Below are 19,482 nucleotides of genomic sequence, written 5' to 3' on the forward strand. Positions count from 1 at the left end.
AAAACTCCAGCTCCTCAAAACGTTCGTCATTTCGACCGGAGCATCGCGGCATCATCGCGATGCGGAGCGGAGAAACCCCTGTATTTTTCTGTGGCGAGGGCCGCAGGCGCGAGCGTACCTCTACAGCACGACCAGCGATACAGAAGATTTTGCGCAAAGCCACTACACAACCAGCTCGCCATAACCACCCCCTGCGCTTTCAAAACCTCGCCCCAACCACTACCGTCAACAAACCACACCACTTATAAATCCTGTTTGACAGTCGTGTGAATGGGGAGCTATCTTGATGACGGGTACTCTTACCCACTGAGGAAAATCCCATGAAGCGTACTATGTTGGCCATCCTTGCGCTTGCTCCTGCGATGCTCTACGCGCAGACCAAGTCGCCTGCTCAGCCCGAATCTACGCCCGTACTTCAGTCCAGCAACATCCAACCCGCGGTCTTCGCTGTCGGCAGCTCCGCTGCCGCCGCAGCTGCTACCGCCACAGCCCCGGCCCGCATCTCCACCGGCGTTATCAAGCCAGTCCTCGTCCACACGGTCCCGCTCTCGCAGAACGGCATCCTACCCGCCGGCTTCGTGCGCAACCGTAACGTCGCTCTCCGGTTCACGGTCGATCGCACCGGCAAGCCCACCGGCATCAAGGTCGTCAAGTCCGCTGGCGACGCAACCGACAACGAAGTCCTGGCCGCCATCAGCGGGTACCGCTACAAGCCCGCGACCCTCAACGGCGCCCCCATCCCAGTCGACGTCAACCTCACCGTCAACATCCAGTAGTCTCCCCATCCACCACAGATGGAGGCAGCATCGAGCAGAGCAGCACTCGATTCTGCCTCCATCTTTTCTGTACGACAGCTCGCCGTCACCCCTCCCATACCCCGAACATCAGCCCCGGATTGTCCCGCACCAGCACGCATCCCTCATCTGGGTTCGCCGGGTTATACCGCACCGTCACCTCGGTCCCTTCAGGCACCTGTTTCTCCAGCCGCCGCGCCTCACCCTCGCTGCACGCCGTGCTCCGCACATAGCCGCTGAAGAACCCTTCCTCCAGCGAAAAGTAATACGGAAACTCAATCTGCCGGTCCTGCGCCAGCGTCCCCTCGGCCAGTTCGTCTTTGTCCACGAGCACGCCCTTCAGCAGCTTCGCCGTCGCCGTCGGCCACTGAACTGCAGCCGCCAGCTTCTGCTCTCGCTTTCGCCGCCGCATCGCCTTCGATATCCCGCCAAACAGAAAACTCATGCACCGGATTCTAGGTTGGTTCATGCTGTTTCGTCAGCTTTTTCCTCAAACAGCTATCTGTTGACTGAGCAGTAAACTTGCTTCATGGCAGCTGAGTTCACGCACCTCCACCTCCACACCGACTACTCACTCCTCGATGGCGCCTGCGACGTCGACAAGCTCGCCGCCCACCTCAGCAAGATCGGTCAGACCTCCGCCGCCATGACCGACCACGGCAACATCTTCGGTGCCGTGCACTTCTTCGACGCCATGAAGAAGAAGAACCTCAAGCCCATCCTCGGCTGCGAGCTCTACATCTGCAAAGAGGAGGACCACCGCACCAAGCCTGAGGCCGACTCCAAGTACAACCACCTCCTCGTCCTCGCCGAAAATGAAGAGGGCTACCGCAATCTCGTCCGCCTCACCTCGGAGGCCGCTCTGCACGGCTTCTACCGCAAGCCGCGCGTCAGCAAAAACTTCCTCGCCAAACACGCCGAAGGCCTCATCGGCTTCTCCGGCTGCCTCGCAGGCGAGGTCTCCCAGCACATCATGGCAGGGAACTACGACAAGGCGAAGCAGACCGCTGGCGACCTCGAAACCATCTTCGGCCGCGGCAACTTCTTCCTCGAGATCCAGGACCACGGCCTGCAACCCGACAAGGCCGTCACCGAGGCCATGTTCCGCCTCGAAAAAGACCTCGACATCCCCCTCATTGCCACCAACGACTCGCACTACATCGAAGACCAGGACTCCCGCGCCCACGAGATCCTCCTCTGCGTGCAGACCGCTGGCAGCATGAACGACCCCAAACGCTTCAAGTTCGACACCAACGAGTTCTACATCAAGTCCGCCGACGAGATGCACCGCCTCTTCGCGCACGCGCCCGAAACCTGTACCCGCACCATGCAGTTTCCGGAGCGCTGCCAGCTTGAGCTCAAGAAAGTCAAAGACCCGTTCCCCAAGTTCGAGTGCCCTGACGGCCTCACCCTCGACGACTACTTCGAGCAGGTCTGCCGCGAGGGTTGGCGCAAGCGCCGCGAAACCGCCGTCGCCCACCTCGAATCCACCGGCAAGCTCCGCAAGTCCATCGCCGACTACGAAGCCCGCCTCACCCGCGAGATCAACACCATCAAGCAGATGAAGTTCCCCGGCTACTTCATGATTGTCTGGGACTTCATCCGCTACGCCCGCGAGCAGGGAATCCCAGTCGGCCCCGGCCGTGGCTCCGCAGCAGGCTCGCTCGTCGCCTACGTCATGGAGATCACCGACATCGATCCCCTCCAGAACGATCTCCTCTTCGAGCGCTTCCTCAACCCCGAACGCATCTCCATGCCCGATATCGACATCGACTTCGATATGAACCGTCGCGGCGAAGTCATCGAATACGTCCGCCGCAAGTACGGCAACGATCAGGTCGCGCAGATCATCACCTTCAACACCATGGCTGCCAAAGCCGCCATCAAGGACGTAGGTCGCGCGCTCGACATGCCCTACGGCGAAGTCGATCGCATCGCCAAGCTCATCCCCACTACCATCGGCATCACCATCGAGCAGGCCCTCAAGGACAACCCACTCCTCGCCACCGCCTACGACGATCCCAAGATCCGCGAACTCATCGACACCGCCATGCGCCTCGAAGGCCTCGTCCGTGGCGCAGGCGTCCACGCCGCTGGCGTCGTCATCGCGCCGCAGCCTCTCACTGAGCTCGTCCCCGTCACCCGCACCAAGGACGAGGCCATCGTCACCAGCTATGACATGAAGGCCGTCGAGAAGATGGGCCTGCTCAAGATGGACTTCCTTGGGCTCACCACGCTCACCGTCATCGACGACTGCCTCAAGCTCATCCACTCCAACCGCGGCGAAACCGTCGACCTCGCCACCATCGACCTCGAAGACACCGCCACCTTTGAGAAGGTCTTCCACCGCGCACTCACCAGCGGAGTCTTCCAGTTTGAATCCGGCGGCATGCGAGATGTCCTTCGCCGCTACAAGCCCAACTCCATCGAGCACCTCACCGCGCTCAACGCTCTCTATCGTCCCGGCCCCATGTCCATGATCGACGACTTCATCGAGCGCAAGTGGGGACGCAGCGAAGTCGCTTACACCGTTCCCGAACTCGAACCGCTCCTCAAAGAGACCCTCGGCGTCATGGTCTACCAGGAGCAGGTCATGCAGATCTCCAACGTCATCGGCGGCTACTCGCTCGGTGGCGCCGACCTCCTCCGCCGCGCGATGGGTAAAAAAGACGCCGCCGAGATGGAGAAGCAGCGCGCCATCTTCCTCGCCGGCGCCACCGAGCGCAAGTTTCCCAAGGCGGCCGCGGGCGAAATCTTTGACCAGATGGCCAAGTTCGCCGGCTACGGCTTCAACAAGTCGCACTCCGCCGCCTACTCGTTGCTCGCCTACCATACCGCCTGGCTCAAGACCCACTACCCGGTCGAGTTCATGGCCGCGCTGCTCACCTCAGAAACCAGCAAGCCCGAAAACGTCGTCAAGTACATCGGCGAGTGCAAGGAGATCAACATCGCCGTCGTCCCGCCCGACGTGCAGGTCTCCGCCGCCAGCTTCACCCCCAAGGGCGACAGCATCGTCTTCGGCCTTGCCGCCATCAAGAACGTCGGCCACAACGCCATCGAGTCCATCATCACCGCACGCAATGAACTCCAGGCAGCAGGGAAGCCCGGCTTCAGTTCTCTCTGGGAGTTCTGCGAAAAGATCGACCTCCGCCTCATGAACAAGCGCGTGCTCGAGTCCCTCTGCAAAGCCGGAGCACTCGACGCCTTCGGTCCACGCGCCCGCGTCTTCGCGGCTCTCGACAAGGCCATCGAACGCGCCCAGAAATCGCAGAAGGACGCCGCCGCCGGCCAGCACGGCCTCTTCGGTATGTTCGACGACCCCGGCCCCGCCAACGCCAGCGAAGACGCGCTTCCACCCGCACCCGACTGGGACGAGCACACCCGCCTCCAGAACGAGAAGGACGTCCTCGGCTTCTTCGTCTCCGGCCACCCCATGGACCGCTACCGCGAAAAGCTCCGCAATATGAAGGTCGTCGACACCGCTACCGCCTGCGAGATGAAGCCCGAGCCCGTCGTCTTCCAGCGCGGCCGCCGCGAAGAGGGAAGTAACGAGATCCAGATCGCCGGCGTCATCACCGGCCTCAAGGTCGCCAAATCCAAACGCTCCGGAGAGATGTACGCCTCCGCCGCGCTCGAAGACACCGTCGGCAAGATCGAGCTTATCGCCTTCCCCGCAGCCTACGAAAAGCTCGCCGAAAAGCTCAAGATCGACGTCCCCGTCCTCGTCCGCGGCTCGCTCCGCGGAGACGAAGACGCCGCCCCCAAGCTCGCCATCAGCGCCATCACAGCGCTCGAAGACGTCAAGATCAAGCTCCCCGAAGCCCTCCGCATCCGCGTCCCGCTGCACAGTCCGGACACCGAGCTCCTGCCGAAACTCCGCGCGATCTTCCAGTCCTCACCCGGCACCGGCAAGCTCATGCTCCGCCTCGAAGAACCCGACCAGTTTCAAGCCGACCTCGAAACCCACGGCCTCAACGTAGCCGCCGACGTAGCCTTCATCGAAAACGTCGAAGCCCTCGTAGGCCGCGGAGCCGTCCAGATCATCGCCTGACTCTGGAACGCCGCCCCGGTCTTTGCTTTTCTGGTTTGTCATTCCCGCAGGGAATCTGCTTCTGTCGTTGCAGTTGTCTTTGTTTCTCTGAGGAGCCCCATGATGCCAAGGTCGCTCAAACTCGCCGTAATCTTTACGACAGCCACCGCCTTCGCCCAATCCTCGCTCCCGCCCAATTACAAAAACATCCTCTCGAACCCCGACGTCCTCGTCATGCACGTCCACTACGCCGCGCACGAGTTCGTCCCCATGCACGACCACCCCGCCGTCCCCACCCTCTACGTCTACCTCAACAATAGCGGCGAGATCGACATCATCCACGAGGCTCCCGACGGCAGCAACGGCGACATCGCGCACCGCCCACCCACCCATGCTGGAGCCATGCGCCTCGCTCCCGCCATCGCTGAGCGCCACAGCATCAAATCTAACTCCGACACCCCGTCAGACTTCCTCCGCGTCGAGTTCCAGCACCTTGCCTTCCCCAATCTCCCCAAGGAAGGCAAGCGCATCCCCGCAGACACCGCCAGCGTTCCCGGCGCCACAACCGTCTACGCGGACGCATCTCTCCGCATCACCCGCCTCATCTGCCCACCCGATCACCCCTACGCCCCCTTCAAGGCCCCTGACCGCTCGCTCCTCATCGCTCTCGACCGCACCGACCTCACCACAGACAACTCACCCACCACTCTCCACACTAGAGACGTCACCTGGCTCCCCGCCAGCCCCACCACCACTTATACCCTCGCGCCCAGCACCGAGGCAGTCCTGGTCTCCTTCCTTACTCCAGCGCCGACAATCAATTAGCGTCACCCGCTTCCAGAGCATCCAATTCAACATGGCCACTTCGCCCCGCCCCGCGCCCATCTCCATCTCGAGCAAAGACCAGCACCTCGCCTACATCCTCCTCCGCCTGCTCACCGGCCTCGACTTCTTCGGCCACGGCTTCGCGCGCATCTTCACCGGCACCCACCTCTCCGGCTTCGCGCAAGGCATGGTCAAGAACATGGCGTCCACCCCGCTGCCACCATCACTCACGCTCGCCTCCGGCTACGCCATCCCCTGCACGGAGCTTCTCATCGGCATCCTGCTCCTGCTCGGACTCTTCACCCGCAGCGCCCTCGTTCTCGCGTTGCTCCTCATGTGCATGCTCATGTTCGGCATCACCCTCAAGCAGGACTGGGCCACCGCCGGCACGCAACTCGGTTACGGCTTCGTTCTCGCCGCTCTGCTCTTCGCCCGACCTCGTTACGACCTCTCCTGGCCCGCGCTCTTCTCCACCCTCGTCCAACGCTAAGCTCTTCCATCGCTTACAATCGAACAGGTATCTCAGATGGCAGAAAACACGGCTCCAAAATCCGCACCTCCCGCCGCCACAGTCGTCCCGGAGGCCTGGGTCAGAACCGAAGCAGCGCGGCACCCGCAACGACCACACCCGATGGACTACATCGAAGCCCTCTTCACCGATATCAGCGAGATTCACGGTGATCGCCAGTTCGCCGACGACGCCACCATGGTCTCCGCCATGGCCCGTTTCCACGGTGAACCCGTTCTTGTCGTCGGCAACCGCAAGGGCCGCAGCCTCAAAGACCGCATTACCCTCCGCTTCGGCCAGCCCGACCCGGAAGGCTATCGCAAGGCGCTCCGCTGCATGAAGATCGCCGAAAAGTTCGGCCGCCCCGTCTTCCTCTTCATCGACCTCGTCGGCGCCTACCCGGGGCTCAGCGCCGAAGAGCGCGGCCAGGGCGAAGCCATCGCCCGCAACATCCGCGAGATGTCCCGCCTCCGCGTCCCCACCATCGCCACCATCACCGGCGAAGGCGGCTCCGGCGGAGCCCTCGCTCTCGCCGTCACCGACCGCGTCCTCATGCTCGAGAACGCCATCTACTCCGTCATCACCCCCGAGGGCTGTGCCGCTATCCGCTGGAAGGATGCCGGCAAGAAGCAGCAGGCCGCCGCCGCCCTCCGCTACACCGCCACCGATGTCAAAATGCTCGGCTGCGTCGACGATGTCATCCCCGAGCCCGAAGGCGGCACCCACAACGACCCCGCCCTCGCCATCTCCCTCGTCAACGAACGCCTCATCCAGCACCTGGCGGAGCTGAAGCATCAAACCATTGATGACCTCATCGCCGCCCGCTACAACAAGTTCCGCAACATGGCACAGTTCTATACCTCGGTCTCCAGCGTCTAATTACTCGGAGCGCTACTGAAGTGTTATCTCGACCGGAGCAGGACAGCCTTATCGTCCTGCGTAGCGGAGAGACCTGCTTCTCCCTCAGCCACAGATTCTTCCCCAGGCCGCTATAAGACCGATGAACTTTCCACCCCCGCCACCACCGCCCGGCTCCATCCGCTCCGCCCCGCCGCGCTCTCTCAACTTCGGACTCTTCGTCCTCGCAGGCCTCTGGGTCATCGCCGCCAACCGCCTCGCGGACTCCGCCGCCCAGGGCATCATCGCCAGCCTCCCCATCAACCCCATCGCGCCGCTGCTGGCCCCGGCCTTTCTGCTCTTTCTGCTGGTCCTCGGCTTCAACGCCATCTCCCGGCTGCACACCCACACCGGCTCGCTGCTCGCCATCACCGGCCTGCCCAAGCGCCCCACGCAGGGCGAAGAGTTCCAGCGCGGCATCGCACTCGGTTGGGCCATCACACTCATCGCCGTTCTGCCTATGATGCTCATCGGCGCCCTGCATCCTGAGTTCTGGCTCGGCCCCCGCAACTGGTTTCCCACCGTCGTCTCTCTCGCCACCATCGCCATCGGCACTCTCGCCGCGGAGGTCGCCTTCCGTGGCTACCTCTACTCCCGCCTCACCGCCGCCATCGGCACCGTCGCGGCAACGCTTGTCGTCTCGTTTATCTACGCGATCACCTCGCTGCTGCACCCCAACAGCACCGGCCTCAGCATGACGGTCGCGTTCTTCACCAGCATCCTTCTCTGCATCGCCTGGCAGCGCACGCACGGCCTCTGGATCGGCTGGGGCCTGCACTTCGGCTGGGCCGCCACCACGGCCATCCTGCTCGGCCTGCCCACCGCGGGCGACGCCAGCCTGCCCACGCTCCTCACCACCTCCACCAGCGGCCCCGACTGGCTATCCGGCGGCGCCTACGGCCCTGACGCGGCCTTCTTCACCCTCATCGTCCGCGTCTTCGCCATCATCGCGCTCTACCGCATCACCCGAGACTACGCCTGGAACTACACCCACCGGCCCATCGTCTCCGCCGGCTATCCCATGGACATCCCGCCACCCGCCGCGCACACCGCCATGGAGCAGGCCGCCGCCCCCGCACCGCTCGTCCAGATCCTGGCCTCCACCCCCGCAAACCCCTCCACCATGCCGGTCATCGAAGAGCACCTCCGCTCCACCCAGCCTCCCGACTCGCCCACCGAATAGCCTTTCCTCCGCGCCCTCTGCGTTAAAGCCGTTGTCGTTGCTTTTGCTTCTAAGCAGGGAAGCAGCACCAAACCCTGTTCATCCCCTCAAACACCCACTTGCACAACACCACGCATTAGGAGCAAACTGCACCCATCCGGCTTCCACAGGGGGTGTCGCATGGCACGGTCTTGCCCGACTCCGCTCCCGACCGTCGCAGCCTTCCTAGCGCTGCTCACGCTCCCTCTCGTATGCCGCGCCCAGGTCTTCGTCGTCGGCGAAAAGACCGCCACCGAAGACGTCATCACCGAGTTCCACCCCACACACGTCCCGCTCTCCGACTACCTCCTCGACGAGCGCGGCCGTCAGGACCTCATCCGCAACCTCGAAGCCGAGCAGGGTTTCGCCCACCGCGAGCTGCCCCTCGGAGCCGGCCTCACCCTCATCGCCAACGGCAACATGTCCCCCTCCAAAGAGGCCTACAAGCAGATGCTCTACGAAAAGGGCATCTCCGCCGGCCTCGGCGACCGCATGGTGATCTCCGCACTCCACTTCAAGCCCGACAGCATCGTCATCGACTTCAACGGCGGCCCCTACGCCAAGCACCGCTTCCTCTCCCACGTCTACCTCAACGACACCCCCCTCGCCATCGAAGGCCCCATCGCCACCGGCTGCCGTGTCACCCTCGTCTTCGAGGGCGGCGTCCCTCAAATCTCCGCCGCCGAAGTCAAAGCCCTCCTCCAACCTCTCGTCGACTTCAAAGCCCGCTCCGCCGTCGAAGCCTATACCGACACCCTCACGCCCCAGGTCCGCTCCGCCGTCGAGCAGCACGAGGTCCTCGTCGGCATGGACCGCCGCATGGTCCTTGCCGCCCTCGGCCCACCGCTCACCAAACACCGCGAGCACGTAGACCCCAACGACGACGCCTCCGCCGTCTACGAAGAATGGATCTACGGCCAGATGCCCCAGCCCATCCAGTTCGTCCGCTTCCGTGGCGGCCGCGTCGTCCGCCTCGAGATCGCCGCCATCGGCAAGCCCATCGAAGTCCGCGACAAGAACGAGATCGGCGGCCCCGAAGAACCCGCCCTCCTCGCCCGCAACATCAACAACGGCGACGCCCCCACCAACACCGATACCGGCGGCACCCGCAAGCCCCCCACGCTCCGTAAACCCGGCGAAGTCCTCGACACCCCCTCGCGCGTCGGCAAAGTCAACATGCCCGACGACACCCCGCCCAAACCAATCCCCCCGCCGCCCGGCACCACCCCTGACCCGCCGCCACTCCCACAGTTCGCGCCCAGCAGGGAATCCAACTAGGTTCCGTATCTCGCCCCCAAACACCTCCGCCAGCAATGCAGCCGTGGCGAAACTTAGCTTCCTTCGCGCCCTTCGCGGGAGCCTTTGACGGCAGCAAATCACACCGTCCGCAGCCAAATCGTGTAAACTGACAGACGAGCGTTTACCACGGTCTTCGCCTCGCCATTCCTCTCCTCGGCACAGCCCACCAGCCAGCCAGACTCCAGGAACCAGCAAGGTCGGCGCGCGTTCAGCCGCACGAAGCCGGGCAAGCCACATATCTGTTTCTCAAGGGAGATTCACCAATGGCAAAGATTGCCAAGACCGGCGACCGTAAGAAGGTCATGGATACACAGAAGAGCACCGATTGTCCCAAGTGCTCCAAGCCCACGCGCATCGTCAAGCGCGTCAAGGACCGCGAGCGCGGCGTCCCCGGCGGCGTCTATATCTCCTGCTCCGCCTGTGAGTTCTTCGAAAAGCTCTAAACCATTCCTTTAGTACACCGCAAGGGCGCGACTCCGGTCGCGCCCTTCGCTTTTGCGGTTCAGATTCCATTCGGCCACGACTGGGGTACCCCGAGGCTTCAGCCTCGGGTCTCATAGCTGGGCAAAGAGAGGGCAGGGCTTTAGCCCTGAGGTTTGCTTTCTTCTGCCATCTCTACTGCAGTCATTTCGACCGACCTCTAAGCGCAGTTGAATAAGGAGTGGAAAGCCTAGCAGTTTGAGTGCCACAACCACTCGGAAATCCCCACCGTTCTCCACATGAAATCTCTGCAACATGACCTTCGTTTTGCCTCTTTCAGGCGTCTCATCACTGTGCCGTCCGGGTCGATGTACCAATGGGGGTCCATCCACTTGACGATCCTCTCTCCAGAAGAGGAAACTCCCTGACGGTACGAACAGGAATCACTTCATCATGGCTACGAGCACCATCGTTTCATCCACCTCCCCTGAACTCTTCGCCTCCACGCCTCTCTTCACCCGCCCCACATTCCTCATGTGTCCGCCCGAGTGGTACGGTGCCGACTACGTCCTCAATCCATGGATGAGCGCTGGCCGCTCCGGCAAGCCCCATACCTTCTCCCGCGATCTCGCCTTCGCTCAATGGAAGGGCCTCCACAACGTCCTCCGGTCCGTCGCCGACGTCCGCCTCATCCACCCCGAGCCTGGCTGTCCGGACATGGTCTTCATCGGCCATGCCGGCCTCGTCCACCACGGCGTCGCCGCCGTCTCCAGCTTCACCTGCACCGAGCGACAGCCCGAGGCCACCTACCTCCGCCGCTGGCTCGCCGGCCACGGCTTCCTCCTCTGGGAGACGCCCCGCGAGACCGCCTTCGAGGGCGAGGGCGACCTCTCCTTCGACGCCGACGGCAAGCGCCTCTGGGCCGCCCACGGCGTCCGCACCTGCAAGTCCTCGCACCGCCACGTCGCGGATGCCTGGCACCTGCCCGTGCACTCTCTGCACCTCACCGACCCCCGCTTCTACCACCTCGACACCTGCTTCACCCCGCTCCACGACCCCGCCGGAGACGGCGGCTTCCTGCTCTACTACCCCGGTGCCTTCGACGCCGCCTCCTTGGCGCTCATCGAAGCCGCCTATCCGGCAGGGAAGCGTATCGCCGTCAGCGAAGCCGACGCCACCCGTATGGCCTGCTGCGCCCTCAACCTCGGCCACACCGTCTTCACCGGCGACATCGGCCGCGAGCTAGCCGCCCGTCTCTTCGATGCCGGCTTCGACGTCGTCCAGCTTGAGCTCTCCGAGTTCATCAAGGGCGGCGGCGGCGCCAAGTCCCTCACCCTGCGCCTCAGCGACCTCCCAGTCACCCACGGCGCCATCCACCCCTAACCCCCAAAACTCTCGGGTGCCCCATTCATGACGACAGTCTCATCGTCGGCATGAGTGGGGTATCGAACTTTAGAACGAAGTTCGGTCACTCTCCCCAAGAAGCCGTCATTTCGACCGAAGCATCGCGGCCTCATCGCGATGCGTAGGGGAGAAACTCCTGTATTTGTCTTTGCTGTTGCTTGTTTTCCTCTGCGACCTCTGCGGTCTTTTCCTTTGCGCCCTCTGCGTGAACGCCTTTGCCGCAGCGAGAGCCGAAGGCGCGAGCGTACAAAAGGCCCTGCACCCCGTCCGCTCGCGCACAGGATCGCAGGGCCTTCCGGCCTTGTTCTTGCCGTCATGGATTGTCGGCCTTGTAAAGGAAAACCGCTGTTTAGCGGTCTCCGACCATCGCTACCAGGCCCAGGTTCGGCTCAGGGCTCGGAACCGGGCTAAATACCGCAGGATCGTTGATCATGGGAAGTTCTGCTACCAGCTTCTTGGCCATGTGCGTATCCGACGGGGAGACGACTTCGATCTTCACCTTCGTAATCCCACTGAACTCCAGCCGCTTGCTGGCCGCGTAGGACAGGTCAGCTATCAGACTAGGAGCCACTGGCCCCCGATCATTGACCCGGAGAAAGACCGACTTCTTGTTGAACAGGTTCGTCACTCGAACCCACGTACCCAGGGGCAACGTCCGATGCGCACACGTCATAGCGTACATATCGTAAATTTCCCCATCTGCTGTGGGATGGCCATGGAATCCTGGACCATACCAGGAGGCCTTCCCAATCTGAAACCAGTGATGCTTCGCAACGACGGTGGAATGTCCCCCACCTCTCATTGCCGTTACTCGTTTCACCGTAGGACTTGCGACGCCGATGGCTGACAAACCCAGGGACAGCGCCAGAAAACTACCGCTCTTCAAAAACCTTCTGGTCTTGCCCTGCAGCTCACCCGCGACTTTCATCGTAGGATCACTCATAAGGACTATTGTCCTGTCCCTATATACCTAAGTCAAACAAAGCAAAGACAATCGCATCTCCATTTTTCTTGCATTTTCCCGCTCACTATGCTAGGTTTTTCTCAAGATCACAAGCGTCCCGTGACCCCAACCAGCAGCCCATCTCCGGCCGCAAAGCCCTTTGTCGCCCTCGCCATCGCCGGCTACGATCCCTCCTCGGGCGCTGGAATCACCGCGGATTTACAGGCGTTTCACGCCCATGGCCTCTTCGCCACCACGGCGATTACCGCGCTCACCGTTCAGTCCACACTCGGCGTCGCAGCCGTCGAACCCGTCTCCGGAGACCTCCTCCGCCGCACCCTCGAACACCTCCAAAACGACCTTCCGCCAGACGGAATTAAGATCGGCATGCTGGGCAGCGCTGAGATCGTCTCCACCGTCGCCGAATTTCTCCGCTCAATCGCCCCGCGAACAACCTCTAAACCACCTATTCCCATCGTCTTAGACACCGTTCTGATCTCCAGCTCGGGCACCCGCCTCTTGGCCCCTCAAGCCCTCCAGACACTCCGCGAAGACCTCCTGCCCCTCGTCGGCTGGGCAACCCCCAACTGGCATGAACTGGCACTTCTGAGCGGCCAAGCGGTCACCTCAATGCCCCAGGGTCAGTCAGCAGCGACCGCCCTCATGAGCACCTATCCGACTCTTAACCTTATAGTTACGGGCGGCGACCAGGACCCGCCCACCGACCTCCTCTGCCTCGCCGACGGCACCCTCCAAACCCTCTACGGCGAGCACATCGAAAGCCGCTCCACGCACGGCACAGGCTGCGCTTTTTCCACAGCTTTTTTGTCGAATTTAATCTTCAAAAAAACGCCTCTTGATGCCGCAAAATCGGCCAAACACTACGTCGCCGAAGCCATCCGCCGCGCCCCACCCATCGGCCACGGCAAAGGCCCACTCAACCTCCTCTGGCCGCTTCACGAAATCAGGTGAGGCAATCCAGGCGTCAGCTCGGTACCCCGGGCCTTCAGGCTCGGGTCTCATAGCTATCCCAAAGGAGGTGGGCTTTATCCCCAAGGTTTGCTTTTCGGGAGCTGTCAATCCTGACTGCGCTGCAAATCGGTCTCAAACGGCACAAACCACATCACTTATCGAAGGCAATCAAAAACACTTTTTCCCACCCAAACGCTTACAATAGAAGTAGGAAAGAACATTTGAACCTCGCGCATCCACAAAGGGGGTTCCACCCCTAACTCCAATCGGCTCCGGATCATAGCCCCAAAACCGGGGGAGGGCCCCGGCAAATGCTAACGTAGATTCTGTGACGACCTCCGAACTCTCGCTCCACATCAACGGCAGACCCCGCACCTTCCCAGCCATCGCCTCACCGGCCACGCTGGCCGACCTCCTCACCGCGCTGGAGCTCAAGGCCGACCGCATCGCCGTCGAGCTCAACGGAGAGATCGCCCCCCGCACCCAATGGCCCACGTTGCAAATTCGCTCCGGCGACAAGCTCGAGATCGTCCACTTCGTCGGCGGAGGACGCTAGTTCTTCCCGGTCAGCTCCCGCAGCAGGGAAACCCACCGGTCGCCATACTCGCTCCACCCGCCAATCTGTTCCACCCTCTTCACCGCCGCCCGACGCATCGACCCCAGTACCTCACGATCATCAGCCAGCCGCTGCAGCCGGTCGCCAATCGACCCCGCATCCCGCACTGGCACAACAAACCCCTCCAGACCATCGGAGTACAGGTCTTCTCCTCCAGTATTGGTTGAGCTGATCACCGCGCACCCGCACGCCATCGCCTCCGCCATCACCAGCCCAAACCCGTCCTCCACCGACGGCAGCACCAGCACATGGCTCTGCCGCATCAACCCCAGCAGCTCCGCCTTCGGCAGCGACCCCAGCACCTCAACACCATCCATGGGCATCCGCCCCAGCACCCGCTTCATATCCGGCCCCACATGCCCGGCCAGCCGCAACCGCTTGCCCGCAGCCTTCACCCGCGCAAACGCCTCCAGCAGGTAGGGAACACCCTTCCGCAACCCAACCTCTCCTGCAAACAGCACCTCAAACCCGCCAGGCTCCGCCAACTCGCCACGCACCCCACTCAACTCCGCGCCATAGGGAATCACCCGCACCTTCTCCCGAGGCACCCCCATCTCCACATACGACCGCAGCGCAAAGCTCGACGGCACCGTAATCGCATCCGCCTGCGCGTAGATCTCCTCCTCGCGAACCGTGTCCCGAATATCCGACACCGGCAGATCGACACTCCACCGTCGGTACTCCTCGCTCACCAACCGCTCCTGATACCGCTGGTGGGTGGACCCCCGGTCGCAAACAAACTTGCCACCGCGCTGCTGCACCAGCCGACCCGTCTTCAACCCGGCCCCGGCAATCGCCACCAACGCATCCGTATCCTCGGCGATCCGCTTCGCCGTCCAGTCATCGAACCGCAGCGCATTCTGCACACCCAGGTCGTCCGACAGCCATCGCGGCAGCAGCCCATGCCGGTTCAACACCGTCTCCGGTGTATGAATCCAAGGCCAAGTCTCCACCTTCGCACGCGGAACCCCCTCACGCTTCAGCCGCGCCCAGGGCCACGTCGAGTACACCTTCTCTAGCTGTCCGCGCCGTTCCAGCTCCCGCGCCAGCGCAAAGTGGTGGAAGACCCCGAACACGGCCTGCGTTATCTTCATCACGCTAGAATAGCCTCATGCTCCTGGACTTCGAGCGACTCGACGACCCTGTCCCGGGACTCGCCGGCCAGGACCCCGCCAACGTCTGCATCGTCGGCGCCGGCGCCGCAGGTATCCTGCTCGCCACCGAGCTCGCCGCGCAGGGCCTCAGCGTCCTGCTGCTCGAAGCCGGTGGCCTCGACCTCGAAGCCCGCTCTCAGAATCTCTACCGTACCGACCAGCCGGGCCTGCCATACTCCGGCGACACCCGCGGCCGCTTCCGCACCTTCGGCGGCACCACCACTCAGTGGGGAGGCCAGATCCTCGAACTCGACTCCTTCGACTTCGAGCCCCGCAAACACGTCAAAGGCAGCGGCTGGCCCATCGCCAAGTCGGTGCTTGCGCCGTTCTACGAGCGCGCCCTGAACTTCGAAGGTCTCCGCCTCGTCGAACGCGAAGACCACCGCGTCTGGTCCGGCCTCGGCCTTGGTCTCTGCGATCTCGGCCCCGAGTTCCGCATGGCCTACTCCCGCTGGTGCCCCGAACGCGACTTCGCCGTTCTCAACCGCCACATGCTCCGGGACTCCCGCTGGCTCCGAGTCCTCTACCACGCCAACGTCACCGGACTCGTCCTCAATGACACGCGCAGCTCCATTACCGGCCTCCGCATCCGCAACTACTCCGGCCGCGAAGAGCAGGTCTCCGCCGGCCGCTACATCTTCGCCCTTGGCGGCATCGAGGCCAACCGCCTGCTTCTGCAGCCGCTTGAAGAGGGAACTGCGCCCTGGCAGCGCAACGGCTTGCTCGGCCGCAACTATCAGGACCACATCTCTCTCAACGGCATCGTCATCCGAAACATCAGCACCCAACCCGTCGCCCGCTACTTCGGCTATGCCACGTTCGACACCTTCCGCTACCACAACAAGATCCAGCTCTCGCTCGCTGAACAGGCCAAGGCGCGCACCCTCAACGTGGCCGGAACCATCGGCCCCTGGCGTAAGGACGACCCCGCCCGCGACGACGCCACCGTCCTCCTCCGCGAAGCCCTCCGGAAGGGAAGACGACCCACCGCCGCAGAGTGGAAGCAGGCTGCTCGCTACGTCCCCTCCATCGCTTTGGAAGCCACCACCAGCCGTCTCCTCGGCGACCTGCCAGACGGTGGCCCCGAGTGGAACCGCACCATGCTCACAGTCCACTGCGAGCAATCGCCGCGCTCACCCAGCTCCGTCACCCTCACTAGTGACCGCGACGCCCTCGGCCTCCTCCGTGCCCGCGTCGACTGGCAGATCACCGGCCACGAGCTCCTCACCCTGCGCACCTACGTCAAACGCGCCACCGAGATCTTCGCCGCCCGCCGCTTCGCTAAAGTCGCCCCGCCCAAAGGCTTCTTTGAGGATGACGCCCTCGTCCGCTCCATGTGCACCGACAGCTTCCACCACATGGGCGGCACCCGCATCTCCGACTCCGCCGTCGAAGGTATCGTCGATCCAAACCTCAAGCTCCACGGCATCGACAACGCCTACATCTGCTCCAGCTCCGTCTTTCCGAGCTGCGGATACTCCAACCCAACCCACACGGTCCTGGCGCTCGCCCTTCGGCTCACCGACCACCTGCGCGACAAAGCAGTCGCCGAAGGTATCTGGCTGCCCGAACCCGTCGTCGCCAACGATTCCATGCGCGCGGTCACGCTCCCGGCCATCGCTACCGAAACCATACCACCGAAGACCACACCCCAGCTAGGCTTCGGTTGCTCCTACCTCCTCGGCCCCGGCCTAGACCGAGCCACCTCGCTCCGGTTACTAGCCGCAGCCTACGACGCCGACATCCGCCACTTCGACACCGCCCGGCTCTACGGACAGGGTGAGTCCGAAGCCCTCCTCGGCAGCTTCCTCAAGGGCCGCCCTGATGCCACCGTCACCACCAAGTTCGGCATCGAGCCGCCCAATCTCGTCCAGCGAGCCGTAACCGCCGCTGGACGTCGCATCAAGCCGCTCGCCGCTCCAGCCCGCCTCCTGCGCGGCTCCGGCAAGCTCCGCTTCAACGCTGTCAACGCAAGGAAGTCTCTCGAACGAAGCCTCAAAGCCTTGGGCAGGGAACACATCGACATCTTTCTCCTCCACGAACCGGAACGAACAGAACTTGTCCACGACGACCTCCTGAGCTTCCTGGAGGACGCCCGCACAGCCGGCAAGATTGGTAGCTTCGGCATCGGTGGCGACTACGCCCGTGTCGCCGAGCTTTACGCCACCCGCCGGGCCTACACCCCGGTCCTGCAGTTCGAGCACTCCATCTTCGGCCCACGACTCGACTTGCCCGAAGCCTGCCGCATCCACTACCGAACGTTCCAACGTCCCACGTCCGCGCTGACCGCCGCCTTCCAGCAGGAACCCGGCCTAGGCTGGTGGTGGTCGGAGAAGATCGGAGCAGATCTGCAGGAACCCGCCGTCCTCTCCCGTCTCCTGCTCAGGGCTTCACTCGACCAGTATCCCAACGCTCTCACGCTCTTTTCTACCTCTACCGAGCGCCACATCTACGACAACGTCACCGCCGCCACCGACGATCGTCTTGGCGAGATAGCCACGCGCCTCACGCGTCTCGTTCACGAAAATGACCTTGGTGTCACAGACTCACTCTACCCATGACAGGGAGCTGCTCACGCCAACATTCAAAGGCCCCATAGAGTGCGTGAGATAGAGGTGAAACCTAAACTTTCAAGGCGTATCATACAGAATATGTGTTATCGGACATAAATACACGATTGGCTACCCCCCTTGAATTACCGACGACTATCGCCGCTGTGACTCCTCCAATTAAAGTCGATCTCCGCAGTTGGGTATCCACCACTAAGTCCAAACGGCTGCGGATCTTAGCCCCAAAACCCGTAGGGGCCTTCACTGTGGTATCTTAGAAAAGTTGCCCGCTCAACCCGAGCGGAGAGATGGCCGAGTGGCTGAAGGCGCACGCTTGGAAAGCGTGTATACCGCAAGGTATCCAGGGTTCGAATCCCTGTCTCTCCGCCATCTACTCCCGGCCACGGATCCCCTGACAATAAAACCGCCCGAAAAATCTGAGGGATTCCCTGCTCTCTCCAGATCACACCGATACTTATATCTCCCTATAATGATGCAGACCACGATGATTGCCGCCGAATTGGACACAACCAATAGATATCCTCCCAGACAAACGCTTCTCATTGACGCCGATGACACGCTTTGGGAAAACAACATCTACTTCGAACGTGCAATCGCGGCTTTCATCTCCTACCTCGATCATCGGGTTCACTCTCCAGAACAGGTCCGTGAACACCTGAATCGCTGTGAGCGGTCGACCATCGCCCAGCACGGGTACGGTCTGCAAAGCTTCCGGCGATCGTTGATTGACTGTTTCGAGCAACTCAGCGACGAGCCGGTCACACCTGAGAAGCACACCCGTATCGTCGCATTTACCGAGGCGATCTCCAGCCAGGAGATCGAATTGCTCGCTGGTGTAGAAGATACCCTGTACGACCTCGGCCAGCGTCACACCCTAATCCTCGTCACGAAGGGCAACCACGACGAGCAGAACGACAAGCTGACACGGTCCGGCCTCCGGCCATTTTTCTCTTCAGTTGAGGTACTATCCGAGAAAAACACAGCAGCTTATATCCATATTCTCAGCAGTTATGCTTTGAATCCTCGGAACACCTGGATGATCGGCAATTCGCCGCGATCAGACATCAATCCAGCGCTCTCCGTTGGGATGAATGCCGTTTTTATACCTCATGACTTTACATGGGTTCTAGAGCATGAGGTTGTAGATCAACCGAATCCAACGAGCCAGCTACTCAAGTTAGCGGCATTTCCTGACCTTCAGCTCTATTTCTGAGGCGCTCTCCAGTCATTTGCACAGCCCCAGCATCCACGCTTCTGCTGAAGGGCGTAGCGATGCTATACTACTCAACGGATTGGTCGTCGCAACTGTCGCACTGTGAGTGCGTCAGGCTCCATGCGGAGGTGGCGAAATTGGCAGACGCACTACCTTGAGGTGGTAGCGCCGCAAGGCATAGGGGTTCAAGTCCCCTCCTCCGCACCACATCTAAATCTAACCGGTGCATCGGTTGAAGATTTAGACACGGCTCACGATCCAAAGACTGGCCGCGAGGCGGCGTAGAGGCTTTTACCCCGAATGATCGTTCTTCTCGTCATTATTCACGTTGTGGTCTGCCTATTCCTTACGGGCGTGGTACTTCTGCAGCAAGGCAAGTCGGCCGACATGGCCGCAGCCTTTGGCGGTCAAGGTTCCCAGACTGCATTTGGCCCACGTGGTGCAGCCAACCTGCTCACTCGCCTGACCACGTGGTCGGCGGTGGTGTTTATGATTACCTCAATCAGCCTTACCGTGCTCATGTCCCGCAGCGCGAATCACCGCTCCGTTCTATCGGATTTACAGACTCAGTCATCGCCGGCTAAGAAGTAGTCACGGCAGGTTTTACTCGGAGAAATAATGAAAGGCGCGGGCATG

The 19,482-nt window shown here is 62.1% G+C and carries 17 protein-coding genes and 2 tRNA genes; 16 read left to right on the forward strand and 3 right to left on the reverse strand.

Annotated elements, in window-relative coordinates; all coding sequences use genetic code 11:
• The first annotated feature begins 320 nt into the window (after window positions 1-320).
• The gene (locus GOB94_RS01145; protein WP_182277129.1) at window positions 321-776 is read left to right on the forward strand and encodes an energy transducer TonB; all 456 of its coding nucleotides are present in this window, start codon (window positions 321-323) and stop codon (window positions 774-776) included.
• A gap of 85 nt (window positions 777-861) precedes the next feature.
• Here the strand turns inward: GOB94_RS01145 and GOB94_RS01150 are convergent, their stop codons facing one another.
• Window positions 862-1,263 carry a DUF3592 domain-containing protein gene (locus GOB94_RS01150; RefSeq protein WP_220464970.1) on the reverse strand — a complete coding sequence of 134 codons (402 nt, stop codon included), beginning with the start codon at window positions 1,261-1,263 and terminating at the stop codon, window positions 862-864.
• A 60-nt stretch (window positions 1,264-1,323) separates the two neighbouring features.
• On the opposite strand from GOB94_RS01150, the gene dnaE reads away from it, so the two are divergent.
• The 8 genes from dnaE to GOB94_RS01190 all read left to right on the forward strand — a co-directional run bounded on the left by dnaE (window position 1,324) and on the right by GOB94_RS01190 (window position 11,357).
• Window positions 1,324-4,845: a DNA polymerase III subunit alpha gene (gene dnaE / locus GOB94_RS01155; RefSeq protein WP_182277131.1), complete on the forward strand. Its 3,522-nt coding sequence runs from the start codon at window positions 1,324-1,326 to the stop codon at window positions 4,843-4,845.
• Between the two features lie 99 nt (window positions 4,846-4,944).
• Window positions 4,945-5,649 carry a hypothetical protein gene (locus tag GOB94_RS01160; RefSeq protein ID WP_182277132.1) on the forward strand — a complete coding sequence of 235 codons (705 nt, stop codon included), beginning with the start codon at window positions 4,945-4,947 and terminating at the stop codon, window positions 5,647-5,649.
• A 31-nt stretch (window positions 5,650-5,680) separates the two neighbouring features.
• Window positions 5,681-6,139: a DoxX family membrane protein gene (locus GOB94_RS01165; protein ID WP_182277133.1), complete on the forward strand. Its 459-nt coding sequence runs from the start codon at window positions 5,681-5,683 to the stop codon at window positions 6,137-6,139.
• Window positions 6,140-6,175: 36 nt separating this feature from the next.
• Window positions 6,176-7,036, forward strand: coding sequence for an acetyl-CoA carboxylase carboxyltransferase subunit alpha (locus GOB94_RS01170; protein WP_182277134.1), 861 nt, complete (start codon window positions 6,176-6,178; stop codon window positions 7,034-7,036).
• Between the two features lie 121 nt (window positions 7,037-7,157).
• On the forward strand, window positions 7,158-8,237 hold the full coding sequence (locus GOB94_RS01175) for a CPBP family intramembrane glutamic endopeptidase (protein ID WP_182277135.1): 1,080 nt from the start codon (window positions 7,158-7,160) through the stop codon (window positions 8,235-8,237).
• Between the two features lie 159 nt (window positions 8,238-8,396).
• Complete coding sequence (locus GOB94_RS01180) at window positions 8,397-9,533, forward strand: hypothetical protein (RefSeq protein WP_182277136.1); 1,137 nt, start codon at window positions 8,397-8,399, stop codon at window positions 9,531-9,533.
• Window positions 9,534-9,817: 284 nt separating this feature from the next.
• On the forward strand, window positions 9,818-9,997 hold the full coding sequence (locus tag GOB94_RS01185) for a hypothetical protein (RefSeq protein WP_158787744.1): 180 nt from the start codon (window positions 9,818-9,820) through the stop codon (window positions 9,995-9,997).
• 430 nt (window positions 9,998-10,427) lie between these two features.
• On the forward strand, window positions 10,428-11,357 hold the full coding sequence (locus GOB94_RS01190; RefSeq protein WP_182277137.1) for an amidinotransferase: 930 nt from the start codon (window positions 10,428-10,430) through the stop codon (window positions 11,355-11,357).
• Between the two features lie 370 nt (window positions 11,358-11,727).
• On the opposite strand, the gene GOB94_RS01195 is transcribed toward GOB94_RS01190, so the two are convergent.
• Window positions 11,728-12,321 (reverse strand): septal ring lytic transglycosylase RlpA family protein, encoded by a 594-nt coding sequence (locus GOB94_RS01195; protein ID WP_182277138.1) that lies wholly within the window; start codon window positions 12,319-12,321, stop codon window positions 11,728-11,730.
• 120 nt (window positions 12,322-12,441) lie between these two features.
• Here GOB94_RS01195 and thiD point away from each other — a divergent pair, with 120 nt between their 5' ends.
• Both thiD and thiS read left to right on the forward strand, forming a co-directional pair.
• Window positions 12,442-13,293: a bifunctional hydroxymethylpyrimidine kinase/phosphomethylpyrimidine kinase gene (thiD, locus tag GOB94_RS01200; protein WP_255484135.1), complete on the forward strand. Its 852-nt coding sequence runs from the start codon at window positions 12,442-12,444 to the stop codon at window positions 13,291-13,293.
• 328 nt (window positions 13,294-13,621) lie between these two features.
• Complete coding sequence (gene thiS / locus GOB94_RS01205; RefSeq protein ID WP_182277140.1) at window positions 13,622-13,849, forward strand: sulfur carrier protein ThiS; 228 nt, start codon at window positions 13,622-13,624, stop codon at window positions 13,847-13,849.
• Here the strand turns inward: thiS and GOB94_RS01210 are convergent.
• Window positions 13,846-15,003, reverse strand: a complete 1,158-nt coding sequence (locus tag GOB94_RS01210) for a glycosyltransferase family 4 protein (RefSeq protein WP_182277141.1) — start codon at window positions 15,001-15,003, stop codon at window positions 13,846-13,848. The genes thiS and GOB94_RS01210 overlap by 4 nt on opposite strands.
• A gap of 17 nt (window positions 15,004-15,020) precedes the next feature.
• Here GOB94_RS01210 and GOB94_RS01215 point away from each other — a divergent pair, with 17 nt between their 5' ends.
• The 5 genes from GOB94_RS01215 to secG all read left to right on the forward strand — a co-directional run bounded on the left by GOB94_RS01215 (window position 15,021) and on the right by secG (window position 19,437).
• Entirely contained in the window at window positions 15,021-17,624 is a 2,604-nt protein-coding gene (locus GOB94_RS01215) for an aldo/keto reductase (protein WP_182277142.1), read from the forward strand.
• Window positions 17,625-17,914: 290 nt separating this feature from the next.
• Window positions 17,915-18,002: transfer RNA gene (locus GOB94_RS01220), tRNA-Ser, on the forward strand.
• Between the two features lie 115 nt (window positions 18,003-18,117).
• The gene (locus tag GOB94_RS01225; protein ID WP_182277143.1) at window positions 18,118-18,846 is read left to right on the forward strand and encodes an HAD hydrolase-like protein; all 729 of its coding nucleotides are present in this window, start codon (window positions 18,118-18,120) and stop codon (window positions 18,844-18,846) included.
• Between the two features lie 122 nt (window positions 18,847-18,968).
• A tRNA-Leu gene (locus tag GOB94_RS01230) sits at window positions 18,969-19,053 on the forward strand.
• 93 nt (window positions 19,054-19,146) lie between these two features.
• A complete protein-coding gene (secG, locus tag GOB94_RS01235) occupies window positions 19,147-19,437 on the forward strand; it encodes a preprotein translocase subunit SecG (RefSeq protein WP_182277144.1) in 291 nt (96 codons plus the stop codon).
• Window positions 19,438-19,482 lie beyond the last annotated feature (45 nt).

This window comes from Granulicella sp. 5B5, from assembly GCF_014083945.1.
GTDB lineage: Bacteria > Acidobacteriota > Terriglobia > Terriglobales > Acidobacteriaceae > Granulicella.